This window comes from Rheinheimera metallidurans (assembly GCF_036983985.1).
Lineage (GTDB): Bacteria > Pseudomonadota > Gammaproteobacteria > Enterobacterales > Alteromonadaceae > Alishewanella > Alishewanella metallidurans.
Map to the genome: position 1 here is coordinate 386,295 of NZ_JALAHQ010000003.1, position 26,900 is coordinate 413,194.

27 protein-coding genes are annotated in these 26,900 nt (G+C 43.7%); 22 read left to right on the plus strand and 5 right to left on the minus strand.

Translation table 11 applies throughout. The features are described 5' to 3' along the window. Window positions 1-90: 90 nt before the first annotated feature. The 17 genes from rpe (at window position 91) to MN199_RS10965 (ending at window position 16,040) form a co-directional block, all read left to right on the plus strand. Complete coding sequence (gene rpe / locus MN199_RS10885) at window positions 91-771, plus strand: ribulose-phosphate 3-epimerase (protein ID WP_335739548.1); 681 nt, start codon at window positions 91-93, stop codon at window positions 769-771. Window positions 772-874: 103 nt separating this feature from the next. Beyond that, window positions 875-1,879 (plus strand): tryptophan--tRNA ligase, encoded by a 1,005-nt coding sequence (gene trpS / locus MN199_RS10890; RefSeq protein ID WP_335739432.1) that lies wholly within the window; start codon window positions 875-877, stop codon window positions 1,877-1,879. 20 nt (window positions 1,880-1,899) lie between these two features. Beyond that, complete coding sequence (locus tag MN199_RS10895; protein WP_335739433.1) at window positions 1,900-2,484, plus strand: anthranilate synthase component II; 585 nt, start codon at window positions 1,900-1,902, stop codon at window positions 2,482-2,484. Window positions 2,485-2,522: 38 nt separating this feature from the next. Further along, a complete protein-coding gene (locus tag MN199_RS10900) occupies window positions 2,523-3,653 on the plus strand; it encodes an HDOD domain-containing protein (RefSeq protein ID WP_335739434.1) in 1,131 nt (376 codons plus the stop codon). Window positions 3,654-3,924: 271 nt separating this feature from the next. Then, the gene (locus MN199_RS10905; RefSeq protein WP_335739435.1) at window positions 3,925-5,142 is read left to right on the plus strand and encodes an aspartate aminotransferase family protein; all 1,218 of its coding nucleotides are present in this window, start codon (window positions 3,925-3,927) and stop codon (window positions 5,140-5,142) included. A gap of 104 nt (window positions 5,143-5,246) precedes the next feature. Next, the gene (gene astA / locus MN199_RS10910; RefSeq protein ID WP_132584932.1) at window positions 5,247-6,263 is read left to right on the plus strand and encodes an arginine N-succinyltransferase; all 1,017 of its coding nucleotides are present in this window, start codon (window positions 5,247-5,249) and stop codon (window positions 6,261-6,263) included. Between the two features lie 30 nt (window positions 6,264-6,293). Continuing rightward, the gene (gene astD / locus MN199_RS10915; RefSeq protein WP_335739436.1) at window positions 6,294-7,763 is read left to right on the plus strand and encodes a succinylglutamate-semialdehyde dehydrogenase; all 1,470 of its coding nucleotides are present in this window, start codon (window positions 6,294-6,296) and stop codon (window positions 7,761-7,763) included. 118 nt (window positions 7,764-7,881) lie between these two features. After that, entirely contained in the window at window positions 7,882-8,229 is a 348-nt protein-coding gene (locus MN199_RS10920; protein ID WP_132584928.1) for a DUF3802 family protein, read from the plus strand. An 85-nt stretch (window positions 8,230-8,314) separates the two neighbouring features. Continuing rightward, the gene (locus MN199_RS10925; protein ID WP_132584926.1) at window positions 8,315-8,743 is read left to right on the plus strand and encodes an OsmC family protein; all 429 of its coding nucleotides are present in this window, start codon (window positions 8,315-8,317) and stop codon (window positions 8,741-8,743) included. 55 nt (window positions 8,744-8,798) lie between these two features. Further along, window positions 8,799-9,605, plus strand: a complete 807-nt coding sequence (speD, locus tag MN199_RS10930; RefSeq protein ID WP_335739437.1) for an adenosylmethionine decarboxylase — start codon at window positions 8,799-8,801, stop codon at window positions 9,603-9,605. A 3-nt stretch (window positions 9,606-9,608) separates the two neighbouring features. After that, a complete protein-coding gene (gene dusA / locus MN199_RS10935) occupies window positions 9,609-10,604 on the plus strand; it encodes a tRNA dihydrouridine(20/20a) synthase DusA (protein WP_335739438.1) in 996 nt (331 codons plus the stop codon). Window positions 10,605-10,782: 178 nt separating this feature from the next. After that, window positions 10,783-11,055: a hypothetical protein gene (locus MN199_RS10940; RefSeq protein WP_335739439.1), complete on the plus strand. Its 273-nt coding sequence runs from the start codon at window positions 10,783-10,785 to the stop codon at window positions 11,053-11,055. A gap of 222 nt (window positions 11,056-11,277) precedes the next feature. Then, on the plus strand, window positions 11,278-11,475 hold the full coding sequence (locus MN199_RS10945) for a PspC domain-containing protein (protein WP_132584918.1): 198 nt from the start codon (window positions 11,278-11,280) through the stop codon (window positions 11,473-11,475). A gap of 89 nt (window positions 11,476-11,564) precedes the next feature. Next, a complete protein-coding gene (locus MN199_RS10950; RefSeq protein ID WP_335739440.1) occupies window positions 11,565-11,996 on the plus strand; it encodes a copper chaperone PCu(A)C in 432 nt (143 codons plus the stop codon). Window positions 11,997-12,006: 10 nt separating this feature from the next. After that, window positions 12,007-12,984, plus strand: a complete 978-nt coding sequence (locus tag MN199_RS10955) for a DUF2333 family protein (RefSeq protein ID WP_335739441.1) — start codon at window positions 12,007-12,009, stop codon at window positions 12,982-12,984. Between the two features lie 8 nt (window positions 12,985-12,992). After that, window positions 12,993-13,748: a TIGR04219 family outer membrane beta-barrel protein gene (locus MN199_RS10960; RefSeq protein WP_335739442.1), complete on the plus strand. Its 756-nt coding sequence runs from the start codon at window positions 12,993-12,995 to the stop codon at window positions 13,746-13,748. Window positions 13,749-13,889: 141 nt separating this feature from the next. Beyond that, on the plus strand, window positions 13,890-16,040 hold the full coding sequence (locus MN199_RS10965) for a response regulator (protein ID WP_335739443.1): 2,151 nt from the start codon (window positions 13,890-13,892) through the stop codon (window positions 16,038-16,040). Here the strand turns inward: MN199_RS10965 and MN199_RS10970 are convergent. Then, a complete protein-coding gene (locus MN199_RS10970; RefSeq protein WP_335739444.1) occupies window positions 16,008-16,910 on the minus strand; it encodes a TIGR03899 family protein in 903 nt (300 codons plus the stop codon). The genes MN199_RS10965 and MN199_RS10970 overlap by 33 nt on opposite strands. Window positions 16,911-17,071: 161 nt before the next feature. On the opposite strand from MN199_RS10970, the gene MN199_RS10975 reads away from it, so the two are divergent. Next, entirely contained in the window at window positions 17,072-19,294 is a 2,223-nt protein-coding gene (locus MN199_RS10975; RefSeq protein WP_335739445.1) for a bifunctional diguanylate cyclase/phosphodiesterase, read from the plus strand. A 44-nt stretch (window positions 19,295-19,338) separates the two neighbouring features. On the opposite strand, the gene MN199_RS10980 is transcribed toward MN199_RS10975, so the two are convergent. The 3 genes from MN199_RS10980 to gpmM form a co-directional block, all read right to left on the minus strand. Next, window positions 19,339-20,109, minus strand: coding sequence for a divergent polysaccharide deacetylase family protein (locus tag MN199_RS10980; RefSeq protein ID WP_132584904.1), 771 nt, complete (start codon window positions 20,107-20,109; stop codon window positions 19,339-19,341). Window positions 20,110-20,194: 85 nt separating this feature from the next. Further along, on the minus strand, window positions 20,195-21,343 hold the full coding sequence (locus MN199_RS10985) for a murein hydrolase activator EnvC family protein (RefSeq protein WP_335739446.1): 1,149 nt from the start codon (window positions 21,341-21,343) through the stop codon (window positions 20,195-20,197). Then, window positions 21,344-22,888, minus strand: a complete 1,545-nt coding sequence (gene gpmM / locus MN199_RS10990; RefSeq protein ID WP_335739447.1) for a 2,3-bisphosphoglycerate-independent phosphoglycerate mutase — start codon at window positions 22,886-22,888, stop codon at window positions 21,344-21,346. Window positions 22,889-23,054: 166 nt separating this feature from the next. Here gpmM and MN199_RS10995 point away from each other — a divergent pair, with 166 nt between their 5' ends. The 4 genes from MN199_RS10995 to gpsA are packed head-to-tail and all read left to right on the plus strand — an operon-like array spanning window position 23,055 to window position 25,268. Further along, window positions 23,055-23,489, plus strand: coding sequence for a rhodanese-like domain-containing protein (locus MN199_RS10995; protein ID WP_132584898.1), 435 nt, complete (start codon window positions 23,055-23,057; stop codon window positions 23,487-23,489). A 2-nt stretch (window positions 23,490-23,491) separates the two neighbouring features. Beyond that, window positions 23,492-23,749, plus strand: a complete 258-nt coding sequence (gene grxC / locus MN199_RS11000) for a glutaredoxin 3 (protein ID WP_132584896.1) — start codon at window positions 23,492-23,494, stop codon at window positions 23,747-23,749. Between the two features lie 17 nt (window positions 23,750-23,766). Beyond that, the gene (gene secB / locus MN199_RS11005) at window positions 23,767-24,261 is read left to right on the plus strand and encodes a protein-export chaperone SecB (RefSeq protein WP_335739448.1); all 495 of its coding nucleotides are present in this window, start codon (window positions 23,767-23,769) and stop codon (window positions 24,259-24,261) included. After that, window positions 24,261-25,268 carry an NAD(P)H-dependent glycerol-3-phosphate dehydrogenase gene (gene gpsA / locus MN199_RS11010; protein WP_132584892.1) on the plus strand — a complete coding sequence of 336 codons (1,008 nt, stop codon included), beginning with the start codon at window positions 24,261-24,263 and terminating at the stop codon, window positions 25,266-25,268. The genes secB and gpsA overlap by 1 nt, the downstream gene beginning before the upstream one ends. 1 nt (window position 25,269) lies before the next feature. Here the strand turns inward: gpsA and MN199_RS11015 are convergent, their stop codons facing one another. Then, window positions 25,270-26,871 carry a GGDEF domain-containing phosphodiesterase gene (locus MN199_RS11015; protein ID WP_335739449.1) on the minus strand — a complete coding sequence of 534 codons (1,602 nt, stop codon included), beginning with the start codon at window positions 26,869-26,871 and terminating at the stop codon, window positions 25,270-25,272. Between the last annotated feature and the right edge of the window lie 29 nt (window positions 26,872-26,900).

The following is a 26,900-nucleotide window of genomic DNA, read 5'->3' on the forward strand; positions in this document are numbered from 1 at the left end:
TTGGTGTTGCGATATTATTCTACTGCCACTTGTCGTGCTTTTTTTACTCAAATTCAGTAACATCAGCATTCTACTTATCTTTGGAATCATATTATGCAACCTTATTTGATTGCGCCTTCAATACTATCAGCAGATTTTGCCCGGTTAGGTGACGATGTTGCCGCTGTGCTTAATGCCGGCGCGGATGTAGTGCATTTTGATGTAATGGACAATCACTATGTACCTAATTTGACGATGGGGCCAATGGTGTGTCAAGCATTGAGAAATTATGGTATCACCGCACCGATAGACGTACATTTGATGGTAGAACCGGTTGACGCCTTAGTGCCACAGTTTGCCTCTGCAGGTGCTAGTATCATTACGTTTCATCCAGAAGCGTCTCGGCATGTTGATCGCACCTTGCAACTGATTAAACAGCACGGCTGTCAAGCAGGCTTAGTGTTTAACCCTGCTACGCCATTAAGTTATCTCGATTATGTGTTAGATAAAGTTGATGTTGTTTTACTAATGTCAGTAAACCCGGGTTTTGGCGGGCAAAAGTTTATTCCGGCAACGTTAGATAAGCTTGCTGCAGCACGGCGTATTATCGACCAAAGCAGCTTACCAATTCGTTTAGAAATAGACGGTGGAGTTAATGTCGATAATATTGCAGATATTGCCGCCGCCGGAGCCGATATGTTTGTCGCTGGTTCGGCAATTTTTAATGCCCCAGATTATGCGCAGGTGATAACTCAGATGCGGCAACGACTGGCAAAAGTAGCAACTAACTAGGCTTTTTTGCTGTTGCAAATAACTGCTTTAGTTATAATGCAGCACATTAATTTTGTAAGTGCTGAAAACCTGTTAGCAGCACGATATTTAAATGGATTGAACTATGAGCAGTAAGCCAATTGTGCTTAGCGGTGCACAGCCTTCTGGGCAACTTACCATTGGTAATTATCTTGGTGCGCTTCGCCAGTGGGACAAAATGCAGGATGATTATAATTGTTTGTACTGCATCGTTGATTTACACGCAATAACGGTACGACAAGAGCCGGCAGCCTTGCGCGCGGCATCGTTAGATAGCCTAGCGTTGTATTTAGCCTGTGGTATCGATCCAAAGCGCTCGTCAGTATTTATGCAATCGCACGTGCCTGAACACAGCCAATTAGCCTGGGTATTAAACTGCTATACCCAGTTTGGTGAATTAAGCCGCATGACGCAGTTTAAAGATAAATCAGAACGGCATACCCAGAATGTGAACGCCGGTTTGTTTACTTATCCGGTATTAATGGCGGCTGATATTTTATTGTATCAAGCCAATCAAATTCCGGTTGGCCATGATCAAAAACAGCACCTTGAATTAGCGCGTGATGTCGCTTTGCGGTTTAATGCCTTGCATGGCGATATTTTTACCGTGCCAGAACCCTTTATGCCGCCGGTTGCCGCACGGGTGATGAGTTTACAAGAACCAACCAAAAAGATGTCAAAGTCAGATGAAAATCCATGGAATTTCGTTGGCTTGCTTGAAGATCCTAAAATGATAAGCAAAAAATTCAAAAAAGCGATCACCGACTCTGAAGATCCGCCACGGGTTTATTTTGATATTGATGCTAAGCCCGGTGTAGCAAATTTATTGAGCATTTTAAGTGGTGTAACTGGCAAAGCCATTACTGCACTTGAGCGCGAATATGAAGGTAAAATGTACGGTCATTTAAAAGGTGATGTGGCTGATGCAGTAATTAGCTTGCTTGAGCCGGTACAAAAAACCTTTGCTGAATTACGTGCTGATCAAGTTACGTTAAATGCCGTAATGCGTTCAGGTGCAGAAAAAGCCCGAGAGCGAGCAGCAGTTACGCTGGCACGTGTAAATGACGCGGTAGGTTTTGTTGCCCCTTAAATTATCAGGCTAAACTTGCTATGTTGCTGTTGATAGATAACTACGACTCTTTTACCTATAACCTAATGCAGTATTTTGCTGCGTTAGGGCAGCAGGTCATGGTGCGACGCAATGACGATATTAGCTTGACGCAAATTGCGCAGCTTGCACCAGAGTTTTTAGTTATTTCACCAGGGCCAAAAACGCCTGACGAAGCGGGCATTTCTTTACAGGCTATTGAAGCGTTCGCGGGCAAATTACCGATATTGGGTGTATGCCTTGGTCATCAAGCTATTGCTCAAGTATTTGGCGCAAAAGTAGTGCGGGCGCGCCAGGTGATGCACGGTAAAAATAGCTTAGTAACACACAATAACAAATCGGTATTTAAGGGCTTATCTAACCCGTTAGATGTTACGCGCTATCATTCGCTGGTGGTGCAACTAGACTCGATACCAACTGAATTAGAACTTACTGCATGGACAACCAATGCCGATAATAGCCTAAACGAGGTGATGGGTTTAGCTCACTCTAGTTTAGGTATTCACGGTGTACAATTTCATCCTGAAGCTATTTTAAGCCAGCAAGGTAAAGACTTATTGGCGAATTTTTTACAGTCTAGGGTATAAGTAGTAATTTATATGCCGCACAAGGATAACGACTAAACGTGATAAACTCTGGGCCGAACGTAACCGACAACCTAAGCCAACGGTTTTTCGATCAGCTAGTGGGTGTTAACCCCGATAGCCAAAGGTTGGGGTATCAAGTTCGCGCCGGACAAGCAACTGGCGAGCGAACCTTGCTTGCCATTGAAGCTAAAGCTGAGCAGTTGCGTATGGCGGGTGTAAAAGCAAAGGCGCAGTTTACCGAGTTTGCTCAGGCAAATTTACACGAAGAAGTTGCCGATGAATTAGTACGAAAACTACATAATATTGATCATGTAACAGCGTCCTTGTTCGACCCAACAGCCGAGTTTTATCAACTACTTGATGCCTTAAGCACACGAGCTATTACCGTTAATAAGCTAGACCCGCTGATTTCTTGCGTAACTTGGCTATGCGAAGACTTGCTAAAGTTAGTTAATCAATCACAGTATCGTGGTCGGACATCGTCAGGTGCCATCGTAAAAGATATTAAAATCGCCGTGCGCTTTTTGGGTGTAGAAAGTTTACAGTTGATTGTGCCGGTATACGCCATGCGACGCATGATGCCACATTCAACCGACCCTTTTACGTTGTTAAAAAATAAACTGTGGGATTACTCTCTAGCCGTAGCTATTGCAGCTAAACGCCTAGCTGAAAATAGCGCAGAGCATCCTTATAATGCATTTTGTATTGGCTTATTTCATACCTTAGGCCACGCTGTGGTGACAAGAAACTATCTACGGACTTACCAACAAGTAAGACAAAACCAATTGTTACAAGCCCGCACCAGTCGCGATGTGCAATTGACAGATGCACTGGATGTGTTAGAGCCTGATGCCAGCTTTTTATGCGAAAGTATGCAAGAGTTCGCGGCCGTGCTTAGTGCTGATATTACGTCACGTTGGCAGCTGCAAACCTTACCATTGTGTCAAACGCTTGATCAGCTTGCTGAAGGGGTTGGTTATAACGGTAGTAGCCCGTTAACTCGTTTGCTGCAACAAGCACAAACTTTTGTGCAATGGCAGGCGTTAAAGCAGCAAAATAAGATCAGCGATGATGAAAGCAAACAGTGGTTTAACCGTGTTCAATTAACTAATGAGAGCTTTAGTCTACTAAAGCAAACCAATTTAAGGCGTCTTGGCATCGATATTTAAAAAAATATCACGCCATAATCATGCACTTTTTATAAAACATCAGGTTTTAAGCCGGTATTCATGCAAATACCTGTAGTAGCCTTAGGCAAGTAAATGCAGCTCGCTCTAAATAGCCTATCTATACCTGCTTACTTATTCAGTAAGTATGCAAATCTATCCGTAACCCCTGTCATTTCTATATTTACGGTCTTGCCGCAGGCAAGACAGCCTTAGTTGGATCTGTAATAATGCCTGATAATAAAGCAATAACTAGATAACAAAGGATCCTCGTATGACCACCCCGCTTCAGGTAACTCGCGAATTGTTTGATGACGTTATGGTGCCTAACTATGCGCCAGCAGGCATTATACCGGTAAAGGGCAAAGGCTCTAGGGTGTGGGATCAACAAGGCCGCGAATATATCGACTTTGCTGGGGGTATTGCGGTTAGCAGTTTGGGGCATTGTCACCCGGCTTTGGTTAAGGCAATACAGCAGCAAGCTGAACAGCTTTGGCATTTAAGTAACGTAATGACCAACGAGCCTGCACTGCGCTTAGCAAAAAAATTGGTTGACGCCACCTTTGCCGAAAAAGTGTATTTTGCTAATTCAGGCGCGGAAGCTAACGAGGCCGCGTTCAAGCTAGCCAGACGCTGGGCACTAGATAAATTTGGTGCAGAAAAAGATCAGATTATTTCTTTTAGCAAAAGCTTTCACGGCCGTACTTTTTTTACTGTTACAGTAGGTGGCCAAGCTGCTTATTCTGATGGTTTTGGCCCTAAACCAGGCGCAGTTTTACATGCTGAGTTTAACAATTTAGCTAGTGTTAAAGCATTAATATCTGAGCATACCTGTGCGGTAGTTTTAGAACCGATACAAGGCGAGGGTGGTATTATTCCGGCCACAACCGAGTTTATGCAAGGTGTGCGTGAGCTGTGTAATCAACATAATGCCCTACTTATTATGGACGAAGTGCAAACAGGCGTAGGCCGCACTGGTAAGCTTTACGCCTATATGCATTACGGTGTAACCCCGGATATTCTTACTACGGCTAAATCGTTAGGGGGCGGTTTTCCTATTGGTGCTATGCTAACCACCACAGATATTGCCAGCCATTTAAAAGTGGGCACACACGGCAGTACTTATGGTGGCAACCCGCTAGCCTGTGCGGTGGCTGAGGCAGTTTTAGACACGGTTAACCAGCCTAATGTTATGGCACAAGTATTAAGCAATGAGCAGTTATTTCGCCAGCAACTTAAGGCAATTAATGAAAAGTACCAGGTGTTTAGCGAAATTCGTGGCCAAGGCATGTTACTCGGTGCGGTGTTAAATAATCAATATAAGGGCCGTGCTCGTGAGTTTTTCTTAGCCTCGGCTGAGCAGGGTTTAATGGCGCTAGTAGCCGGGGTTGATGTGGTGCGCTTTGCGCCCTCATTGGTTATTACCCCAGATGAGATTACCGCCGGTATGCAGCGTTTTGAGCAGGCAGTAAAGCAGGTTATTGGCGTATAACCTTTAGTTTTCGTCATAAATTTAAGCAGCAATAAACACTGTATAACATGAAGCCATGGGGTAATTTTGCCCCAAACAATAAAGCAAAATTGGAGTAAGCGACGATGATGGTGATTCGCCCAATCCGTGCAGATGATTACCCCGCCTTATATGGTATTGCGGTGGAATCGGGGCATGGTTTTACTTCACTACCGGTAAATGACGAGCTATTGATGCGCAAGATCACCCGCTCGGAACAGTCATTCAGCAAGGTCGTTAGCCAGCCAGGTGATGAAGGCTATCTCTTTGTATTAGAAGATACCACCACTGGTGAAATTTGTGGTACCAGCGCAATAGAAGCCGCAGTAGGGCTTGAAGATGCGTTTTACCATTACCATTTAGGTAAGGTGGTACATAGTTCGCGCTCGCTGGGTGTATATAAAACCGTAGACATATTAACCTTGTGCAATGACTACACTGGTGTCAGTGAGTTGTGTACATTGTTTTTACGAGAAAACCGACGTGAGAAAAATAACGGTCGGTTATTATCAAAGATGCGATTTTTATTTTTAGCTGAGTTTTCATCACGTTTTGCTGATCGGGTTATTGCCGAAATGCGCGGTGTATCTGAAAGTGATGGTAGCTCACCGTTTTGGCAGTGGTTGCAAGAACATTTTTTTAGTGTTGATTTCCCTACAGCAGATTATCTAACCGGCATTGGCCAGAAGGTGTTTATCGCTGAACTGATGCCGAAATATCCTATTTATGTTAGCTTGCTGAGCAAGAAAGCGCAGGCAGTAATTGGCGAAGTGCACGAACAAACTAAACCTGCGCTTGCGCTGTTACGCTCGGAAGGTTTTTCTAATCGGGGCTATGTCGATATTTTTGATGCTGGCCCTACGGTTGAAGCTCGGGTAGAGCATATTCGCTCAGTGCGTAATAGCCAGCGTTTACAAGTGCAAATAGGCACAGTTACGCAAGGCCAACCCTTTTTAATTAGTAACACTAAGTTGGCAGATTATCGTGCTACCTGGTTAGCGTTAGATATAAATGAATATAGCGAACAGGTTGTTATACCCGCTGCGGTAGCTGAGGCATTGCAAGTGGCTGCAGGTGACTGGGTAAGAGTAACCCGTATTTAAACGGCAAGCTGAATTTAACAGAGGTATTTAATGAAACACGCGGAACAATTTATTAACGGCCAATGGTTGCAAGGTGAAGGCAATGTATTTAACTCACTAGATCCGGCAAAAAACGTGCAAATTTGGCAGGGTCATGCGGCCACTGCCAATCAGGTCGATATGGCGGTACAAAGTGCTCGCCAAGCGCAATATCACTGGGCCGGTTTAAGTTTTGAACAGCGTGTTGCCATAGTCAAAAAATTTGCTGAATTGCTAACAGAAAATAAAGAAGCTATGGCGTTATCAGTAGCGCAAGAAACAGGTAAAGCCCTGTGGGAAGCGCGTACCGAAATTGGCGCAATGATTGGTAAAATTGATATTTCAGTACGCGCTTACCAAGAACGTACCGGTAGCAAAGAAAATCCCATGCCACAGGGTAAAGCCTTTATTCGTCACAAACCTCATGGCGTAGTTGCTGTATTTGGCCCTTATAATTTCCCAGGTCATTTACCCAATGGGCACATTGTTCCAGCGTTATTGGCAGGAAATGCGGTGTTGTTTAAGCCATCAGAATTAACGCCAAAGGTAGCGGAAGACACCATGAAGCTATGGCAGCAGGCCGGCATTCCAGCAGGCGTATTAAATTTATTACAAGGTGAAGTAGACACCGGCAAAGCCATTGCAGGCCATGATGGCGTTGATGGTATTTTCTTTACCGGTAGCTCGCGCACTGGCCATTATTTACACCAGCAATTTGCTGGCCGTCCAGATAAAATTTTAGCCTTAGAAATGGGCGGTAACAATCCGCTGATTGTGCAAGACGTTAGTAACATTGATGCCGCAGTGCACGATATTGTGCAATCAGCGTTTATCTCTTCTGGTCAACGCTGTACTTGTGCCCGTAAATTATATTTACCGGTTGGCGCCCAAGGTGACGCGATTTTAGCGCGCCTGTTAGAGGTAAGCCGAAACATTACCGTGGGTATTTATGATGCAGCAGTACAGCCTTTTATGGGCTCAATGATTTCGGTTGCTGCAGCCAAGGGCATGCTGGCGGTGCAACAACAGCTGGTTGAGCTAGGTGGCAAGGTACTTTTAGAAATGCGTCATTTAGATGAAAGCACAGCATTGGTTACACCGGGTATTATTGAATGCTCTAACGTAACTGATTTTCCAGACGATGAGCATTTCGGCCCGCTGTTAAAAGTATTCCGTTTTACTGATTTTGACCAAGCAATTGATAGTGCCAACCTTACTCGATTTGGTTTATCGGCAGGCTTGTTAAGCGATAGCGCTGAGTTATATCAGCATTTCTTCCGTCGTATCCGCGCTGGTATAGTTAACTGGAACCGGCCAATAACTGGCGCTAGTTCTGCCGCACCTTTTGGTGGTATCGGCGCAAGTGGTAACCACAGAGCCAGCGCTTATTATGCTGCTGACTATTGCGCGTATCCAGTGGCATCGGTTGAACTAGAGCAAGTGGTGATGCCTGAACAGCTGTCACCAGGTTTAACGTTCTAAGCGAATAAAAAATAAATCTTATCGGGGCCTACGCCCCGATTTGTTTTATTTGTGTTATTTTGCTTAAATAACGATAACTTATTGGTGTTTCTTACCGCAGATCGGGTGTAAGCAAGTTATGGTCACAGACAAACCAGGATACGAACACTTGATCCAGTTTTTGACTGAGCATTTATCCTTGTTTGAAGCAACGGGTAATGGCGAGGGCAAGAAAACCATTGGCGAACTGCTTGAAGAGTCTATTGCTGAGCAAATCATCGCACTTTGTACTCAGCACACCGAGCTAGAAATAAATCACCGCAGTATGATTATTCGTGAAGTTGATGGCATCATGTATGACTTTCAGGAAGTGCTCGCTAGCGTGTTAGAAAAAAACGCCACTAACCAACAAGCTGAACTTATTAATGAAGTTTCGTTACTAATCAAAAATTTATTTGACAATGCTATTGCCGATTTACTCGATTAGCTCCCTCCCTGATAACAAATAGGCTAGATACCCTCGCTGCTTTTCCGTAGAATAGTCTCTTTATTTTTAGAAATAGGGGGCGGTAATGGAAGCAAGCGTCAAGTGGCAAGATAACAACACCTTTATTGGTCGTTCTGGCAGTGGTCATGCTGTAGTCTTTGATGGCAATAGTAGTGATAGTTGCGCGCCCAGCCCTATGGAAATGGTATTAATGGCCGCGGGAGCATGCTCCTCGGTTGACGTCGTTAGTATTTTGCAAAAAGCCCGTCAGCAAGTCGTAGACTGCGAAGTAAAGCTAAGCGCAGAGCGCGCTGAAACTATTCCTAAAGTGTTTACCAAAATACATCTGCATTTTGAAGTAACCGGTTTTAACCTAAGTGAAAAGCAGGTTGAACGAGCAGTGCAGTTGTCAGCTGATAAATATTGTTCAGTATCAATAATGCTATCGGGTAGTGTTGCAGTAACGCATTCCTTTAGTGTTAAGGCTTCAGATTTAAAGCCAACAGCAGAATAAACCAGAGTAATTTAATTTATAACCGGTGAGCGGTTTTTAGCGGAGAGCGTGTTAAGTGGTAAAGCCTTTTGAAAAATTGAAACTACACGGGTTTAATAACCTGACCAAAAGCCTGAGTTTCAGTCTTTATGACATTTGCTATGCTAAAACCGAGCAGCACCGGCAAGAATATATTGAATATATTGATGAGCAGTATAATGCGGATCGCCTTACCGATATCTTAACCGAAGTTACTGATATTATTGGCGCCAATATTTTAAACGTTGCACGCCAAGATTATGATCCGCAAGGCGCCAGCGTAACTATATTAGTAAGTGAAGAGCCAATACTGGTCGACCCTGATAACTCAGAAAACCCAGGCCCGCGCCCTGACGCTGTAGTAGCGCATTTAGATAAAAGCCATATCTGTGTACATACTTACCCAGAAGTGCACCCGCATGATGGTATTTGTACGTTTCGTGCCGATATTGAAGTATCTACCTGCGGTATTATCTCGCCATTAAAAGCGCTGAATTTTTTAATCCACAGTTTTGAGTCTGACGTAGTGACTATTGACTATCGTGTCCGCGGTTTTACCCGCGATATCAGTGGTACTAAGCATTACATCGATCATCCAATAACGTCTATTCAAAATTTTATGGATAATGAAACCAAACAAGCATTCCAGATGATTGACGTAAACGTTTACCAAGATAATCTGTTTCATACCAAAATGATGTTAAAAGAAGCCGACCTAAACAATTATTTGTTTGGTATGGGCACCGACTCTATGACAGCAGAAGAGCAAAAAACCATTAGCAAAAAGGTATTCCGTGAAATGCGCGAAGTGTTTTACGGCCGCAACCTGCCGGATATGAAGTAACGAATGACCTCTTTAGTACTAACTGATCATAAGTTTTCTATTGCGCCCATGCTGGATTGGACCGATAGGCATTGCCGTTATTTTCACCGGTTGTTAACTCAGCATGCGGTGCTTTATACCGAGATGGTTACTACTGGGGCTATTATTTATGGCAGTGGGGATTATTTAGCGTTTAATACCCAAGAGCACCCGGTGGTGTTGCAATTGGGTGGGTCTAACCCCGCTGATATGGCGCATTGTGCCAAGCTGGCAGAGCAGCGCGGCTATGATGCGGTAAATATTAACGTTGGTTGCCCGTCAGACCGGGTGCAAAACGGCATGTTTGGCGCGTGCTTAATGGCACAACCGCAACTGGTAGCTGATTGCGTTAAAGCCATGCAAGATGTTGTTAGCATTCCTATTACCGTGAAAACCCGCATTGGTATTGATGACTCAGATGATTATCAGTTCTTACAAGATTTTGTTGCTACAACAGCGGCAGCAGGTTGCCAGCAATTTATTGTGCATGCCCGCAAAGCATGGCTTAAAGGCTTAAGCCCGAAAGAGAATCGCGAAGTTCCGCCGTTAAACTATGCGCGGGTGTATCAATTAAAGCGCGAGTTTCCACAGCTAAATATCAGTATTAATGGCGGTATTAAAACGCTTGAGCAAGTGCAGCAGCAGTTGCTGCATTTAGATGGTGTAATGGTGGGGCGCGAAGCCTACACCAATCCAATGTTATTAAGTGCGGTGGACGAGCTAATTTATGGTGCTACTGGCACCGTTCGAACGCCGCAGCAGGTGGTGCTAGAGATGTTGCCGTACATCGAGCAACAAATGTGCGAGGGCGCGCGTTTTTGGCACATTGCACGGCACATGCTGGGCTTATTTCAAGGACTACCAGGTGCACGACAATGGCGACGCTTGCTGAGCGAGCAGGGGCATTTAAGCACGGCTACACCTGAGTTATTGCTACAGGCATTGGCAAAAGTCACTCCTGTAGCGGAATTGACTACCTAGTTAGCTAATTTAACCACATTTTAGTTTTCAGATAAAAGGCGAGCCGATGCAAAACGGCTCGCCTTTTTTGTTTTTAAATTTAATCAATGAGTTACGTGTTTTTTCATGGTTGGCACAGCACTTGAAACACCTAGTGTGTAATGCAGTAAATTGAGCTAACTATTTTAAGGACATAATAATGAAAGCACTTACTACACTTTTGATTACCACTACTTTTGCGACAAGCATTTATAGCACTGCAATATCGGCTAATGAACTATCTGAACAGATGCGTTCAGTGGCAAGCGTGCAACTTATCGAACTGCGCCATAGCATGCTACTAGATGTTAAATTAGCGCTAACAAAAACAGCTAACGAGTTAAATAGCCGGTTGGCTAAAACACCAGATAGTGCAGTGCGTCAGATGCTGGCTTATAAAGCAGACCAGCCATTGCAGCGCGCGGCTAAGTAAACCGTGCTCGTGTCATCTAGCTGGTTATTGCTGATTTTTTTAAGCCCTGCGCTAAGTATTTTGTCAGCGATGCTGTTGTGGCAGTGGCTTGCACCGTTAACGGAGTAAAAGGAATGAGCTGGATAAGCACTGAATTACTCACTTTTACGCTATTCATTGTATTGATGTGGATAGCAAAAAAAAATAATACACCTTATGACAACACAACCGGAGACTATACAAATGGCAACTTATGATACTAACCGTTGGTACTGCGCAAGAGCCTATCGCAAAGTTGCCGGAGTATGCGCTGGTTTTGCTGGTTATTATCAACAACCGCGGTGGTTAATTCGGTTACTCGCTATTGTATTGTTGCTGCTATTTCCAACCGCCATAATAGTCGCCTACTTGGTTGCTGCGGTTGTTTTGCCAGACCGTTAAACGGTATTACAAATATTGATTTACGTTACAGGCTGTGCGGTTAGCGAAACTGGTGTAATATAAGACAGTGACTTTCAAGGGGAAATAACATGCGATTATTTTTTACTGCCTTGCTGTTTTTAAGTGCCAGTGCATTTGCCACAACCGAGAGCGCTGTAACTGGCGATAGTGGGCAAGTGCGTTTGCCAATGCCTGGTCGCACGGTTACTGCGGCATATTTTACACTGCATAATAGTTCAGCCCAAGACCAAGTTCTCGTTGGCGCAACAACACCGGCGTTTGCGCGCGCTGAGTTGCATCAACATAGCCATAAAGACGGCATGATGCGTATGGAACAAGTTGAGCAAATAGTTATAACAGCCGGAAACAGCATTGCGCTTGCGCCCGGTGGTTTGCATTTAATGTTATTTGAACCGGCTAGCAGCCTAAGCATTGGTCAATCAATTGATGTTGTATTACAGTTTGCTGATGGTCAGCAGTTAACGCTGTCATTGCCCGTAGTGGCAATGCCGAAACGTTAAAGGATATAAAATGTTAAATAAAAAACTGATTGGTGCAGCACTCGCGCTAGTGTTGGTGTTGTTTTATATAACCGGTTGGTGGGTTAGCCAAGAGCCAGACATGCTGGTTGATGAAATTAAGCAAAGTCGACAGCAACTTGGCAGCGATGCGATGATTGGTTATAGCACCACAACGGCGTTAATAAGGGTAAGTGAAACCTTATTAGATAAGCGCGGTGGTTATATTTCGAATGATATTATGCCGCCGTTTGTGTTTTTAGATAATATGCCAGCATGGGAATTAGGCGTGCTAGAAATGTCGCGCGACCTAGCGCTAGCATTACGTAAAGACTTCAGCCGCTCGCAGTCACAATCTACAGAAAACGTACATTTAAAACTGGCGCAACCGATGTTTAATATTGATCATCGTAATTGGGCTATTCCCAGTGCTGAGTCTGAATACCGTAAAGCTATTGCTAAACTGTATTTGTATCGCACTGAATTGGCCGATCCTGCCAAACCTGACAGCCAATTTTATGCCCGTGCCGATAATTTACGCGATTGGTTAAATGCGGTACAAAAACGTCTTGGTAGTTATTCTCAGCGTTTAAGCGCCAGTGTTGGTCAAGACAGGGTGAACACCGATTTAGCTGGTGAAACTTCAGCACGCCAGTCAACTAATGTAGCTGACAGTTCAATGGTAAAAACCAGTTGGTGGAAACTAGATGACGAGTTTTACGAAGCGCGAGGCGCAAGTTGGGCGTTATTACATTTTTTAAAAGCCATTGAGACTGATTTTGCGGATGTACTACAACGAAAAAATGCCATGGTGAGTTTACGCCAAATTATTCGTGAACTTGAGGCTACGCAACAAACTATTTGGAGCCCAATGATACTTAATGGTAGTGGCTTTGGCTTAATGGCGAATCACAGTTTGGTGATGGCGAATTATATTTCTCGGGCAAATGCGGCGCTTATCGATTTGTCTGAATTATTAACACAAGGGTAAAACACAGTATGAAAAAAACAGCATTAATATTGTCGCTAAGCAGTATCTTGTTAAGTAGTGCGGTTAGCGCCGATACATTGCTTGGTTTGTATATAGGTGCCGATGGTTGGAACGCAGCAACCAAAGGTAGCTTTGCCGATACTGGGGCAATGCAGCAGTTTAAGTTTGATGATAAAACGCAAACGTCATTTTATGTTGCGCTAGAGCATCCTATTCCTTTATTACCTAATATTCGCTTGCAGCATAATAAACTGGAAGCCAGTGGCGTAACCACGCTTGATGCTAATTTTAGTTTTGCTGATAGCGGCTTTCTTGCTGGTAGCCAAGTTAATAATCAGGTTGATTTAACTAACACTGATTATGTTTTGTATTATGAAATTCTTGATAACGATCTGGTTAGCTTAGACTTTGGCGTTAATGGCAAATACATTAAGGGCAGTGTTGGTGTATCGCAAACAGCAGGCAACCTTGCTGGGGTGCAAAATGTATCACAAATTATACCTATGCTTTACACATCGGCTAACGTTGGTTTGCCGTTAACTGGCCTTGACCTGTTTGCGCAAGGTAGTTTTGTATCTTATAGCGGTAGCCGCTTATATGATGTACAAGCAGGCATTGGTTATGCGCTGTTAGATAATTTAGCAGTTAATATGCGTTTAAAAGCAGGCTACCGAGCAGTTAATTTAAGGCTTGATGATATCGATGATCTGTATGCCGATCTCGATTTTACTGGTGTTTTTGTCGGTGTAGAGTTTCATTTTTAATTTACTGGTGCGTTGCGGCTCACTGCAGCGCACCTTATATTATTACCGCATAGTTACCTTGTTACACTAATCGAATAGCTTTATAGTTACCGCATCCTTAATGGTTCAGGTTTAATTTTGCCCAATTATTTTCGGCAGATAATGCTGCCATGGTTAATTGCACTTATTGCTATGGCATCATTTATTGGGCTGTGGTTTAAATTTGAAGCAGAAACCCAACAACATATTCAAATTGAACAGATGGCTGCAATGTTGCAGTCTAGTATTCAACCATTACTAAAAACAAAAGATACCGAACTATTAAAGGCGCAGTTAAATAATCTACGTTATACCAGTGCCGTGCCTTTAAATGCCATCGCTATTTATAATCAGCAACATCAGGTACTTGTCACGACAGACGCCATTGGCGTAGTTAAAAATTTCACTTATAGCCAACCTGTTCATTCATTTTCTATACAGTCTTACGCCAATCAGCTATTAGCACTACAGCCACTTAATACTCAAGATGTTACCAATGGCAGTAAAAGCAGTAACGCATACTTAGAGCCGCATTATCTGTTACTGGTATTTGAACCAGTAATTGGGCTTGGGGATTGGTTGCCGCCCATTGGTATTGTGGGCTTAATCGGCCTCGTCGTGCTGATGATGCTGCAAAAGCATCTAATGCAATTGGCACAGCGTCAACATACCGATGTTAGTTTAATTGTGCACAAACTAAATCAACTATGCCACGGCCAGCTTAATGTTAAACTTAACGAAGAGTTGGTACCGGAATTAGTGATTTTAAAGCCAGCGTTAAATCGGCTAAGCCAATATCAATCGGAAATAATCACAGCAGCGGAACAAACCAACCAACAATTGCAGCAGCAGCTTGAGCAAGTGCAACAGCAGTGTGAGCAAATTCAGCAGCAATATTCTGCATTGCAGTTACAGTGTTCGTCGTCTGAACAGTTGATACAAAACTGTTTGTTTAGCTTGCAGCAAATACGGCAGCATGCCGAATTAAGTGATAACGAATTAACCGAGCATCTGTTAGCGCAAATACGATTACTAAAGCTAGAGCTTGGCGCTGCTAAAGAGCCACCGCAGCAGTTTAAACTGTCTACCTTTCTTGCTGATCAGCGCTCTGTACTGCAGCAATTATGTAGTAGTAAAGCGATAGAGCTTCAGTTATTTGAAACGGCTGATAATTTAAGCTACGAAATTAGTTTTTCATCTGCACACTTAGCAATGTTGCTGGTAACTATGGCACAAATAGCCAGTAGAGCTAAGTCTGTTTCTGATCTAACCTTGCGCGTACAGCTTAAGGTTAGCCAGTCTGATATTGCCTTACATCTTAGTATTACCGGAAATGGTGATGGTATTTCATCAAGGATCCGGCAGTTGTTAGCTGGTGATGACACCCGCTCATTGCAGTGGCATGAGAGTGACGTTGGTATTCTGATCGTATTAATGCGGCAATTACAAGCAAGCTTGACGATACAGTCTTTAGAAGGGCTAGGTTGCACAATTGCCCTAGTTTTACCTGTAACCGACGCAGTTGCACTAGTACCAACTAAAGTGCCTCATCTCTTACTATGTGATCAGCAGCATGCCAGCCTTGTAGAGCGAGCTGAAGGCTTAACACCGCTTGCCGAACAGTTGGCACAATGTACTAACTTAGCCGAGCTAGAACGAGCGGCTAAGCAGTTTTCTTATGACACTGCGGTTATTATGTTGCCGGAGCCTGCAGAGTTGTCGCAGTGGCGAGAGCAGTTGCAGTGGCTTAGTCGGCAACCTGGCCGTGTACTCTGTTATGCCTCTGCCGCGCAATTGCCAGTATGGCGTGAGGCGTTACAGCTAGAAGTAAGATCCAATCCATTTTGTCTTGATGATCTGCGCTTAACGGCGCCGACAACGCCAAGTCATCCTAGTTTGTTAGTAGTCGACGACAATGCAACTAACCTTGCGTTTGTACAAGTATTGTTAAAAGACCAACCAGTACAACTTTATACCGCTAGCTGTGGTATTGACGCCCTAAAGCTATGTCAACAGTATACTTTTGATACTATTCTACTGGATATACAACTACCTGATATTGCTGGAACAGAGGTCGCTAAGCAATTACGCCAGCTACCTGCCTATCTGCATACGCCCATACTGGCGTTTACTGCGCACGCGCTAGAAGAGGAAGTAAATGCGTTTGTTAGTGCGGGTATGAATGACGTAATTTTTAAGCCACTGGAAGCGACAAAGCTAGACTTAATCTTGCGTTGGTGTTTAATCGGAAAAGCTAACAATACCGACCAATAATTGTTTAAGGGCATCTAAATACTGCTGGTTTGGCTGAGTGCTTAATAGCGGTAATAACTCAGCGCCGCTGGCGGTATATTTATAATATTGTAGCACCACATTTTTACTGCTGATGGTACCAATGATATTCAGATGTAGGTATTGCCAGTTTAGAGCCTGGCCAATAGGCAACTCGCCGCTTTCAATTTCAGAGCTGTGTAACAAACCTATATCAATAAGGCTTAGTATTTGTGTGTAGCTTAAACCAAATTGATTAAGATTTAATACGGCTCGGCTGCGGCCGGTTAATACCCGCCATAATGACGGCCGGTGGCTATAACCAAAATAGATACGTGCGGTGGGGTCTTGCCGCGTACGGCAACTCAAATTCGCCGCTTGTTGCAGTGCTAGTGCTTCTTTAAAGCTCATACGTTTTAACGTATGTAGTGTTTTTAATGAAAACTTGCCTGGGCTGGCAATTTCGCCAGCCAAAATCTTGGCCCATAGCTGTTGCATACTAAAATTAGAAATATCTAGTGTTAGATCACAAAACTGCTGAAACCAATCAGGGTCAATATCCTGTGTTGACACATATTCCGGGCAGTACTCTAGCGCTAGCGCCATAATACGCTCAAGATTTTGTTGCTGCCGTTCTAGCTGCATTTGTATGCGCCGTTCAGCGCGCTGTGTTAACGTTAACCCTGCATATCCCGTTGCCACACTCGCGCCAGAGCGCGCAGATAGTTGACGATGCTTATCGCTAAATTGCCCTTGCTCTGAGTTGGTGCTTTTCCCTGCAGCTTCTACCGGTGGTATAACCGCACTACCAAACTGCGATTTAGCCAGTTGCTGTAAGCGCTGTTGGCCAGTTAGGGTATTTATTTTGGTCATTACAATGTTATCCACTAGACAGCAATGAGAATAGTCGTGTTGTTGCACTAATTTGTCGCAAGTAACACTATAAGGCTTGCTCAAAATAAAATATGTTATAACTTACCCTTATGCAAACTAAGCATGTATATTTAATGAGAATCATTATTTAAGGTTGAGTTATGGCATCATTGGATACGGATGAAGATTTTCTGTTTTTAGCAGAGGATGATCCCGCAGGGTCAGCTATAGAGCAGACGTTGGGTGAATGGCATCTGTTGATCGTTGATGATGACGAAGAAATACACACCGTTACTAAGTTGGCGCTGAACGATTTAGTGGTTATGGGACGACAGTTGGTATTTCATCATGCTTATTCTGGTAAAACCGCAATAGAGTTTTTGCGTGTAAACCCACAAATTGCCTTGGTGCTGCTAGACGTAGTGATGGAGTCTGATGATGCTGGGCTAAAGGTAGTACGCCAGATCCGTGACGAGCTGTGTATGGAAGAGCTGCGCATTGTGCTGCGCACCGGCCAGCCAGGTTATGCGCCAGAAGAAAGTGTCATTAAAGAATATGATATTAATGACTATAAAACGAAAACCGAATTAACCCGCAGTAAGTTAGTTACCTCAATAATTGCTTCTTTACGTTCGTATCAGCAAATTCGTACTATTAACCAGAGCCGTCGCGGCTTACAAAAAATAATCAACGCTGGCGCCAATTTACTGGAACAGCACTCTTTACATGAATTTTCTGAGGGTGTGGTTACGCAAATATCGTCGTTAATCGGTTTGCATGCCGAAGGCGTACTGTGTGCGCAAATTGAAGACGACGGCAGCGCTAGCGAAAATATTTATGTCCTAGGTGCGGCAGGGCAGTTTGCGCCCTATATTAAATGCCAACTTAACCGCTTAGATAACACCCGTATCGTTAGCCAAATTACCCAATGCTTACAAAACCGCCAGCATATATTTACTGATCTAGATACCGTGCTCTATCTTGGTAATGATAAACATAGTGCGGCAGTTTATATTGAAACAAATCGGCCAGTAGAAGCCCTTGATCGTCAGCTAATAGAGGTTTTTTTAACCAATATTTCAATTGGTTATGAAAATGTAACGTTGTTTCAGCAACTTAAACATGCGGCTTATATTGACCCTCTAACCAAAACGCCAAATCGAAACGAATTTATTCAGATCTTACAAGACACCAGGCGCTACGAGGCAGAAAACAACATTGCGGTGTTAATTGATGTTGATCACTTTTCTGATGTGAATGATGGCTTAGGCCAAGATGTTGGCAATGAATTATTGATCGCCATTACTTTTCGCTTAATTGAATATTTTGGTGAAACATGCCAGCTAGGGCGCATTGGCGCTGATGTATTTGGTGTGGTAGGGCCAGAAAGTGAGCTTACACCAGAGCGTTTAAATGCGGTGTTTAACGAACCCTTTCATGCCTCTGAGTATACGCTGCAAGTTAATGCTACCTTTGGCCTTTGTCGGTTAACTGATAGTGCCGAGCAAGGGTTAATTATTTTAAAGCATGTTTATATAGCACTAAATAAAGCCAAAAAGCGGTTAGGGTTTAATTATCAGTATTACACCGCTGATATGGAAGAAGAGATGGCAGAGCGTTTAGCTATGCTCAGAATGCTGCGACATGACTTTTTTAACGACCGCTTGGAGTTGTGGTATCAACCGCAGATTGAACTGGCTAGTCAGCGCATGGTTGGTATGGAAGCGCTACTGCGCTGGCCACAGGCGAATGGTCAATTTATTTCTCCTGCGGTGTTTATTCCATTAGCTGAATATTCTGGGCTAATTATAGACATTGGCAACTGGGTACTAGAGCAAGCCTGCTTACATATTAAGGCTTTGGAGAAACAAGGTTATGCCGGCTTAAGAATCGCCGTAAATGTGTCTATGCCGCAGTTTCGAAATCATGGTTTTGTGCAATCAGTTATCGATTGTGTGAATCGATACCAGGTTAAACCGGAATACCTTGAATTGGAAATTACCGAGTCGGTGGTAATGGATGAGCCAAAAATGGTGATTGATGCATTACAGAAGTTGAAAAGCTTTGGTATTAAAGTCGCAATTGACGATTTTGGTATTGGTTTTTCATCGTTGAGTTATTTACAACAGCTACCGTTAGACCGAATTAAAATTGATCGGGCATTTATTCGCGACCTCGATTTAACTGCGGGTGAAGTCATTACCGAAACCATTATAAATTTGGGTAAGCGTCTGCAGCTATTTACTATTGCAGAGGGCGTAGAGAACAAAGCGCAGGAACAGGCATTAAAATTAATGGGCTGTGATGAGGTGCAGGGCTTTATGTACGCTAAACCGATGCCACCTGCAGAGTTACTGCATTATTTACAACAACAAAAGCAATAGTAAAAAAAACCGCCATTGGTGATTTTTTCTTTTAAACTAAATTATTACGGCGCGGAACTAGCCGGTGCAGTAAACCCCGCCGCTATCACATTATGACTCTGTGGTAATAACTGGGTAATACTTACTAAAACAATGCCTTGCTCTTGTAGTTTAGGTAAGTTTTTGCGTAAAAACGTATAGGTTTCTGGGTACGGATGGGCAATAGCTATCGCCGTTTGGCGTTTTCGCGCAATACGTAATAGTGTTTCAAACTGTTTTGAAATTGCCGCTTCAGTTTGCTCATTATCTAAAAACACCTGCCTACTTAAATTTGTTACCCCATATTGTTGAGCATACTTTCCTGCTTTGCTTTGTGCGGTTGTTAGGCTGTCGACGAAGAATAAATGGCGTTTTTGCAAATATTCCATCGCCCATGCCATTGGTTGTTCTTGAGCCGTATAATAACTGCCCATATGGTTATTAATGCCAATAGCGTAGGGAATGTCGGCTAATGCTAGTTGCAGCGCTTTATGCACTTGCTGCCTAGACATATCAGCTGTCAGCGCACCTGGTCCAGGTTGTTTGCTATTAGAGGCTTGCATAGGCATGTGTAGCATTACGTCTTTTTGTGCTTGAAACGCGTAGCGTGCAGCACTCTGACCATAGGGGGTATATGGCAGCACCGAAAAGGTAAGCGCAAAAGGTAAATCTATCAGTTTAAGATCGGCCTTATGGTAGCCGATATCATCAATAATAATAGCAATACGCGGTTTGTTATCCGCAGCCTGTATATTTAAGCTCAATAAAGCTAAACAAATTATAAATAGTCTTTGCACGTTATTATTATTCTCTTGGTGCTGGTTACTGCCACGCCAACTTAATGAAACGAAGTGCGCAATTACAAATTATCAGGGTAAATATTTAGCGCTTTGTTTGGGCCAACCATTGTAATGGATTAACCGCTTCGCCTTTATTGCGTATTTCAAAATACAGACCGGCTGATGCTTGTCCGCCACTCATGCCCGCTAGCGCTATAGTTTCACCAGCATTAATACGCGCGCCAGGTTGCTTTAATAAGCTTTGGTTATGTCCGTATAGACTCATAAAACCGGCACCATGGTCTAGCACAATAACCCAACCGTAACCTTTGAGCCAGTCGGCATAAATAACTTGGCCGTCGGCGACGGCTTTAATGGCTTCGCCTTCGCTGCCTTGGATCAGGATGCCACGTGACGATACGCCACCTTCGCGGTTTTCACCAAAACGTTGTAGCAAGCTACCGTTAAGTGGCCAAGTAAGCTTGCCTTTTTGTTTGTTTAAACCCGCTAACTCTTTAGCTTTTTGCGCCAGCTTACGTAACTTTTCTAATGTAGCTTGCATGCTGGTTTCGTTTTGGCGCAAATAATCTAGCTGCCGGCCTTGTTGTTTTAAGGTATCTTGTAAACGTTTTACCGCTAACTGCTGTTCGCCTTTTGCTTGGGCTAATTGCTGCTGTTGTTGCTGTAAGGTTTGAAGTGCTGTGGCTAACTGCTGTTGTTTGTCAGTTAGTTCCGTTAGCACTAGCTGTAGCTGGTTTATGGTTTTGTTTAAAGCCGCAAGCTGCGCTAGCCTAGCGCGATTAAAATACTGGTAATAACTTAATACCCGCTCTAATTTGGCGGCATCTTGCTGATTAAGCAGCATCTTGCTGTAATCGTGCTGGCCTAAGCTATAAGCGCTTTTTAACTGTGACGCTAACATGGCCTGCTGTTGTTGCAGGGTTTGTTCAAGCTCGGTTTGCTGTGCTAGCAATTGCTGTTCACGTATTACTAATGCCTGCTTTTCTTGCTCCGTTTTACGTGTGGCTAGCGCGGCTTCGGCTAGTGCTTTATCCGATTGCTGTAGTTTTTGTTCAGATTTCTCTAATTGCTTTTGCTGCTGCTTAACTTGCTGCTCAGTAAGCTGAATTTGCTGCTTTAGCTCTGCGAGCTCTTTCTCTTTTGCTTGTTGTTGTGCCAGCGTAGGTAGGGCAAAAAGCAACAGCAGCCAGCATACTGACTGCACTAACAAGCGGGTTAACGTCATTTGCATTTATTGTGGCAGCATTAAAATTTTGCCAGTCATTTCCGGCGGTATTGGCATATTCATTAGGTGCAGCATAGTGGGTGCGACATCACTGAGAATGCCGCCCTCAGTTACCTTAGCTGAGCGACCAACATAAATTAACGGTACTGGGCCACTAGTGTGTGCCGTGTGTGCTTGGCCAGAATCCGTGTCTAACATCAGTTCCGCATTGCCATGGTCGGCGGTAATTAAACATTCACCACCTACGTCTTGCAAGGCGGCAACTACGCGGCCTATGCAGTGGTCTACCGCTTCAACGGCTTTTATTGCTGCTGACATAATGCCAGTATGGCCAACCATATCGCCATTAGGATAATTACAAATAATGACATCGAACGTGTGGCTATGAATTGCAGCCACCAGTTTGTCTGTCAATTCGGTTGAGCTCATTTCAGGTTGTAGATCGTAGGTCGCGACTTTAGGCGAGTCGACCAAAATACGTTGTTCGCCGGGAAATAGCGTTTCGCGCCCGCCACTAAAGAAAAACGTTACATGCGCGTATTTCTCGGTTTCAGAAATGCGTAACTGAGTTTTATTGTGTTTGGCTAACCATTCGCCTAATACATTATTTAAGCGCTCTGGTGGGTAAGCGCAGGGCGCTTTTATATCGGCGGCATACTCGGTTAACATGACAAAGCTACTAAGTTTTGGCCGGTATTGACGCACAAAACCAGCAAAGTCGTCATTAATAAATGCACGGCTAAATTGGCGTGCGCGGTCAGCTCGAAAGTTCATAAAGATAAGCGCATCGCCATCTTGCATTTGTATCGGGTTACCAGAGCTAGACAATATGGCTGTAGCCTTTACAAACTCGTCATTTTCATCACGTTGGTATGCGATGCTTAGCGCTTGTAATGCATCGCTAGCTTGAAAGTCGGCTTTACCTTGGGTTAATAAGTCATAGGCGTTTTGCACCCGATCCCAACGTTTATCTCGGTCCATTGCAAAATAGCGGCCAATAACAGAAGCAATTTGACCGCTTTTTGTTTGTGTAAAGTGAGCCTGTATTTTTTCCAATGATGCCTTAGCACTGCGGGGGGGGGTATCGCGGCCATCTAAAAAAGCGTGTAAGTAAATAGGCCCAGCATGTTGCTGTTCGGCCAGTTTAATCATAGCCAATAGATGATCTTCGTGGCTATGCACGCCACCTGGTGATAGTAAACCCATAATGTGTATGGCTTTATGTTGCTGCTTGGCCTTTGTTACGGCATTGACTAATGTTGGGTTAGTAAAAAAATCGCCATCGCTGATGGCTTTAGTAATGCGGGTAAAATCTTGATACACCACTCTACCTGAGCCTAAATTTACATGACCTACTTCTGAATTGCCCATTTGGCCATCGGGCAAGCCAACATCTAAACCAGAGCCAGAAATTAAAGTATGAGGGTAATCTCGCCATAGTTGATCCATAACCGGGGTATTTGCCTGTGCGATAGCATTGTTGCTTACATCTTCTCGATAACCCCAGCCATCAAGAATTAATAACACCAAAGGTTTTTTCTGGCTTGTCATGTAAGCTCCGTTGTTAAGCAATTAGGCAAAAAGCGAGCTGCTATATTACCGAATTTTGCATAATTCTCCAGTATTGTGTTCAGCTTCTGGTGTGCACAGTGCTGCTTTCTTCACTGAAACTAAGTATACTCGGCGTTGAAAATTTTCAGTTAAAAGCAGAGTGAATATGCAGCAGTATATAGAGTTTGCAACAAATCATCCTATTTTAAGTGCGGTGTGGGTGGTGTTATTTGTGATGTTAATTAGTAGTTTAGTTAAATCACGTTTTTCTGCCATTAAGCAAGTTAATACCACTGAGTTAACACTGCAGGTTAATCGGCAAAACGCGATATTAGTTGATATTCGCAATGAAGCTGATTTTAACAAAGGTCATATTACCGGCGCACGTAATGTGCAAATGACGGCAATTGAAAAACAGCAACTTGCTGGCCTTGAAAAGCATAAAGCAGAACCCATTATTGTAATATGCCAGGCTGGTGTAACTGCACAAAAAGCAGCTGCTAGCTTATTAAAGCAAGGCTTCACTTCTGTGTCTGTATTACAAGGCGGCATGGGTAGTTGGAGTAGCGCTAATTTACCGGTAGTAAAAACTAAGAGGTAGTGATGTCACAAGTGACTATTTACACCAAAGCATATTGTCCTTATTGTACTCGCGCATTATCGGTGTTGAACAAAAAAGGTGTAGGCTATCAGGAAATTCGTATTGACGAAAAACCAGAGTTACGCCCTGAAATGATCGAGCGAGCAGGTGGCCGTACTACTGTGCCACAAATATTTATTGGCGCTCGCCATATTGGTGGTTGTGATGACATGTTAGCCCTTGATGCCAGCGGACAACTCGACCCTTTACTTAACTTATAAATATAATAGGAATTATCATGGCCGAACAACAAGCAAATGGCGTTGCAAATGAACAACAAGGTTTACAATTTGCGATCCAACGTATCTTTGTTAAAGATATTTCATTTGAAGCGCCTAACGCTCCGGCAATTTTCCGCAAAGAGTGGAAGCCTGAAGTTAAGTTAGATTTAGATACTCGTAGTGAAAAGCTAGAAGAGAACGTTTATCAAGTTATATTATCGTTAACGGTTACCACCACGGTTGAAGGTGAAGTCGCGTTTTTATGTGAAGTACAGCAAGCGGGTATTTTTTCAATTGGGCCAATGGAAGATGCACAAATGGCTCATATGCTGGCATCATTTTGTCCAAATGCGTTATTCCCTTATGCGCGTGAAGCGGTATCAAACTTAGTAAATCGCGGTACCTTCCCGCAGCTTAATTTAGCGCCGGTTAACTTTGATGCATTATTTGCCCAATATGTGCAGCAGCGTCAAGCCGAAGCACAAAGTGTCCAGGCCGTAACGGTTAACTAATGCAGCAGTCAGCTATTGCTGTACTAGGGGCAGGCTCTTATGGCACTGCCCTTGCTATTTGTCTTGCACGAAACGGTAATTCGATTAGTTTGTGGGGGCGCAATGCACAAGACATGCAACAGATGTCGGAGCAGCGCCTTAATCAAAAATACCTACCCGATGTGCGTTTTCCTGATTCGTTGCAAGTAACTGCTGATATGGCTGCGGTTGTAGCTAGCAGTCGAGATATTCTGCTCGTTGTGCCTAGCCATGCTTTTGCTGAAACCTTGCAACAAATAAAGCCATTATTACGACCTGATTCTCGAGTAGCGTGGGCGACAAAAGGTTTAGAGCCCGAAACTGGCCGTTTATTGCAAGATGTAGCGCGCGAAGTATTAGGCGAAACTATACCGCTGGCGGTATTTTCTGGTCCTACCTTTGCTAAAGAAATGGCAATGGGTTTGCCAACGGCAATCACACTGTCGTCTACCGATGCTGCGTTTATTGGCCAATTATCTAACTTGCTACACTGTGCTAAAAGTTTCCGTGTCTATACCAATACCGACTTTATTGGTGTACAGCTTGGTGGTGCGGTTAAAAACGTAATTGCTATTGGTGCGGGTATGGCCGATGGTATAGGTTTTGGTGCTAATGCGCGTACCGCGTTAATTACCCGTGGTTTAACGGAAATGTCGCGTTTGGGCTGTGCGCTTGGCGCAAAAAAAGATACCTTTATGGGTATGGCGGGGTTGGGTGACTTGGTACTAACCTGCACGGACAATCAGTCGCGCAATCGTCGTTTTGGCCTATTACTGGGGCAGGGCAAAGGCGTAGAAGATGCGATGCAAAGCATTGGTCAGGTTGTTGAAGGCTTCCGTAATGCTAAAGAGGTATTTAACTTGGCGCAGCGGGTTGGCGTAGAAATGCCTATTACAGAACAGATTTATCTTGTTTTGTATCAGGGCAAAGATGTAAAAGCCGCGGCGTTAGACTTACTTGGTAGAGAGAAGCGTGATGAGGTAAGCTAAATTAGCTTACCTCTTTTCGTAACAGTCTATTTTCTCTGGCGAGTAAATCTGGAATTTCTGTCGATGGTAGCGCTTGGCTAAATAAATGTCCCTGCAAAATATCACAGCCCATTACATGTAATAAATAAGCCTGCATTTCGTTTTCTATACCTGTGGCGATAACGTCGAGTTGTAAATAAGAAGCCAGCCTAATTAAGCTAGCGGTAATGTTACGTTGCTGTTCGTTATGCTCTATATGTTTAATATAACTTGCGGCTATTTTAATGCTATGTAATGGCGTATTTCTTAACATGGATAACGATGACACGCCAACGCCGAAATTATCTAAGGTGAGATGAAAACCAAGCTCAGCAAGCTGTTTGAGCTTATTGGTGGTTACCGCATCAGGTTGCAGTAGAATGTCTTCATGCAGTTCTAATTCAAATTGAGCCGCGTCCAACGCGTGGTGTTCAAGCTGTTGCGTTAAGTAAAAAACAAAGTCGGTTTGGGTAAAGCTAAGGCTAGCAATATTTAGCGATATTCTACCTCTATTAGTACCGGTGTACTGCCACTGCTGTAATTGCGCACAACAGGTTTTAAATGCTAACTGATCTAAACGAATAACTAGCCCAGTTTCATCTGCTACGTTAAGAAACTGCTTTGGCAATAAAACACCGCGTTTGGGGCTATGCCATCTTAGCAAGGCTTCATAGCCGACGACACGGTTACTACCAATACTAATGCGCGGTTGATAGTAAACGTCTACTTCATTTTGGCGTAACGCCTTATCTAATTCAGTCTCTAAAATTTGATATTCAAATACGCGTTGTTGTAGCGCCGTATCTGCAAACTGAAGGTTATTATTGCCCATTTTAGCAGCACGTTGCATCGCACGTTGCGCGGCAAAAATAAGTTCTGGTGGAGTGCAGCCATCTAGTGGATAAATGCTAATGCCAATCAACGATTGCAGCGCAACTTTAGCATCGGCGATGTTAAGGTGTTCAGGCAGTGGCAATAGCCGATGCGCCAAACGGTTTAGTGCTATTTCAAGTTGCGCATTACACATATGTGGCGGTACCACGATGGCAAAGGTATCAGCATTATACCTGGCGATAATATAATTCTGATCAAGCGTCGCTGTTAACTGTGTACTTAATTGCTCAATAACATTAGCTAGCAGCGTTAAAGGCTTAGCGCTGTCAGAGGCAAATAGCTGGCTAAACTTCAGCATTAATAGTGCAAATTTAGGCTGGCGTTCGTTACTGAAATTGATGAAAGATTGCAGATACTCTAATAAAAGCTCTGGCGTAAATAACTTGGTTTGGTTATCGCGGATCTGCAGCGTCGTTGCATTTGCCTGTTCAAACTGAAAGGTTGTGTTGCTGCTTTGTTCGTGTGGGGTGAGGCAGTTTTCGGTGGGTTGTATCACACTATCGAGTATTTTCTGCTGTGCAATAAGTAGATTGTTACTGTGGTTTAGCTTTTTACTATAAACCACAATGAACGCGACCAGCAGCAAAAACACGGCTGCTAGGCCTAATAACCCAAGCAGAGTGCTGGCGTGATCAACTGGGGCTAAGGCAAAAAACAAACTTGCTGTAGACAACCCGCTTAACATCGACATAGTGGCATACATCCTTGTAACCAAGTTTA